The organism is Phaeobacter sp. CAU 1743 (assembly GCF_039839315.1).
Classification (GTDB): Bacteria; Pseudomonadota; Alphaproteobacteria; order Rhodobacterales; family Rhodobacteraceae; genus Phycobacter; species Phycobacter gallaeciensis_A.
The window spans coordinates 1-2,057 of record NZ_JBDOQR010000172.1; the positions used below are offsets into that span (position 1 = coordinate 1).

The following is a 2,057-nucleotide window of genomic DNA, read 5'->3' on the forward strand; positions in this document are numbered from 1 at the left end:
GCCGCATTGGAAAAACACCGCGACCCACAAAATGATGCGCTGGTTGACCCGTTGGATCAAGCCGCATAACCATGAAATCCGCAGCGTCGCCCGAAACGCTTTTCAACATCGTTCGGGACATTCCCCTGCCAGGCCAAGGCGCAGATCACCCAGCAGATCCCAAAAGGCGAAAAGTTGAAGTTCCCTGGCTGAAACGACACAATTCCCAACTCGCACAGTTCAAAGGGACCTAAGGTCTCTTCCTCCAAGCCACTGAAATCGCCAACCACGCCGCCCCTCACCAAGTGACGTGAAACTGTCAAGAATTAATCGTCGCAGAACAATGGAACGCCTTCAATGGCCTTTTTCAAAACCTTTGGTGGTATCGATAAAAAGTCATGAGTCATTTCATCGGGCGCTGTTGCACAAATCGGGGTCTGAGCGTGGTTCCCCTTTCCCCGGACGGACCTATCCTACGGCCACAGTGACGGGTATGCCGAGCGCGGTGTAGCCGTTCAGCACGGCGATGCGAACTTGCAGCTCGGCGACCTGGCGGTCGAAGTCTCGGGCCATGAGGGATTGGCCGAGCAGCTTGATGCAGTTCATCTTGCTCTCGACCCGGCTCCGGCGGTGGTAGCCAGACCATCTTCGCCAGATGGCGCGACCCAAATATTTGGACGCGCGCAGTGCCTCATTGCGGGCGATGGCTCCGGGGCTCGTCGGTTTCCAAGGCTTGGCGTTCTTGCGGGGCGGGATGATCGCAGCGGCACAACGAGCAGCGATTGCCTCGTGGCACTTGCGTGTGTCGTAGGCGCCATCTGCCGTCACGGAACCGATCTCTTCGTCAGACGGGATTTGGTCAAGGAGATCTGGCAGGATGGGCGCATCGCCAATGTTGCTGCCGGTGACTTCGACGGCCCGGACTTCCAATGTTTCCTCGTCGATACCGATGTGCACCTTGCGCCAGATGCGCCGTTTGGCTCCGCCGTGCTTGCGGGCGTTCCACTCACCTTCGCCTTCGGCCTTGATGCCGGTGCTGTCGATCAGCAGGTTCAGCGGGCCCGTGCCGCCGCGATACGGGATCGCCACATTCAGCGTCTTTTGGCGGCGGCACAGGGTGCTGAAGTCCGGCACTCGCCAATCCAACCCGACCAGCCGCAGGAGGCTCTGAACGAACCCGGTCGTTTGTCTCAGCGGCATGCCAAAGAGCACCTTCATTGTCAGGCACGTTTGGATCGCTTCATCGCTGAAGCTCGGCTGCCGCCCACGCTTCCCGCTCGGCGGCGGCTTCCACATCATGTCGGGATTGAACCAGATCGTCAGCGATCCGCGCTGACACAGTGCTTCATTGTAAGCCGACCAGTTCGTGGTCTTATACTTCGTAGGGGCCCAACTGCTCATACCTTCCAGCTATCACGCTGGATTCACGCAGTGAATCCCTCACCCGATTTGCGCAACAAGGCCCCCAAAGTGCTGTCGAAATTCTTTTTGGCACCATATCGCTCAACTTTCAGCGATTGCAAAAAATCTAGCGCGGACGCCAAGCTCTTTCCGTATTCGCTCTTTTTCCTGAAGTCGATGTACTTTCTGTCTTGGAGGAACTCAGGTATTTCACAGTCATCAACAAGGACAGGCACCACCATTGTCTTGCCGCCGGACACTTGTTTGAAAAATTGAGATTGCCATTCGGTCGATACCCACTTCGACCTCACGGCCGCCTCGCTGAGAAACAAAAATATCACATCTGCTTTGGTCAATCCATTTTGAATCTCCTCTGAAATTGATGCGGCATATGGAATATTGTCCTCGTCTATCCAGGTATCGAAACCACCACTTTTCAAATCCGAATTTATTCGGCGTACAAACGCTTTGTCTCTCGATGAATGGCTTAGAAAAATTGAAAGGCGTTGCATTCTGCGTGGCTCACGGTTCTTTGGCTTCTCCAGATTAGGGGAAAGTCTGAAAAACCTCGTGCTCTTAGCGTGTTGCGGTAGACTGAGCGGGACCTTGAAGGATGCCCGCCGATGCCCAAACAGCCCGCCTTTCCTGCGCTACGCCAGTCGATGAAGAAGAAACAG

General features: G+C 55.5%; 2 protein-coding genes. Both read right to left on the reverse strand.

The genetic code is table 11. The annotated features are described in order from the left end of the window. Window positions 1-447: 447 nt before the first annotated feature. A complete protein-coding gene (locus AAFO90_RS24705; RefSeq protein WP_185926669.1) occupies window positions 448-1,380 on the reverse strand; it encodes an IS5 family transposase in 933 nt (310 codons plus the stop codon). A 23-nt stretch (window positions 1,381-1,403) separates the two neighbouring features. Further along, the gene (locus AAFO90_RS24710; protein ID WP_347511164.1) at window positions 1,404-1,892 is read right to left on the reverse strand and encodes a toll/interleukin-1 receptor domain-containing protein; all 489 of its coding nucleotides are present in this window, start codon (window positions 1,890-1,892) and stop codon (window positions 1,404-1,406) included. Window positions 1,893-2,057 lie beyond the last annotated feature (165 nt).